This is a genomic window from Streptomyces sp. NPDC001070 (assembly GCF_053598835.1).
On sequence record NZ_JBSFLB010000001.1, the window covers coordinates 458174 to 458882 of the forward strand.

Consider the following 709-nt stretch of genomic DNA (forward strand, 5'->3'; position numbering starts at 1 on the left):
ACGGTCGTCACGACGGAAACCACCACGGTCGTCACGGCGGTCATCGCGCGGACGGTCCTCACGGGGACGGTCGTCACGGCGGAATCCGCCGCGGTCGTCACGCCGGTCGTCGCGACCCCGGTCCTCGTACCGTCCACGCGGACGGTCATCGCGGCGGTAACCGCCGCCGGCCCGGTCGCCTTCGCGCCGGGGGCCGCTACTGCGGTATCCACCCCGGTCGCCGCCCTGGCGCGGACCGCGCCGCTCAGGCCTTTCCGGCCGTTCCTCGGGCGAGTTGGACATCGACGTGACTCCTGTCGTTCGTACTGCTGTAGTGCCAGTCTCTCGTACCAGTCCGCGAGCTGCGCACCACGCAAAAAGAAAAACCCTCGGTCCCAGCGCTTTGGCCAGGACCGAGGGTCCATAAAGATTGTTCGGCGGCGTCCTACTCTCCCACAGGGTCCCCCCTGCAGTACCATCGGCGCTGAAAGGCTTAGCTTCCGGGTTCGAAATGTAACCGGGCGTTTCCCTAACGCTATGACCACCGAAACACCATCGGGTGTTAGGCGAACAAGCACACTCTTCAGTTAAGTGACTGGTTCAACCGGTGCGACCGTTCGCAACCCGGGAACCAAACAGTGGACGCGAGCAACCTATGGACAAGCCCTCGGCTTATTAGTACCGGTCAGCTCCACCCATTACTGGGCTTCCACATCCGGCCTATCAACCC

2 rRNA genes and 1 pseudogene are annotated in these 709 nt (G+C 64.0%); all 3 read right to left on the minus strand.

The features are described from left to right. A pseudogene (locus ACWDAS_RS02190) lies at positions 1 to 212 on the minus strand (hypothetical protein); the annotation flags it as partial. Between the two features lie 199 nt (positions 213 to 411). Further along, positions 412 to 528 (minus strand): 5S ribosomal RNA (gene rrf, locus ACWDAS_RS02195). A gap of 106 nt (positions 529 to 634) precedes the next feature. Then, positions 635 to 709, minus strand: a 23S ribosomal RNA gene (locus ACWDAS_RS02200); the annotation flags it as partial.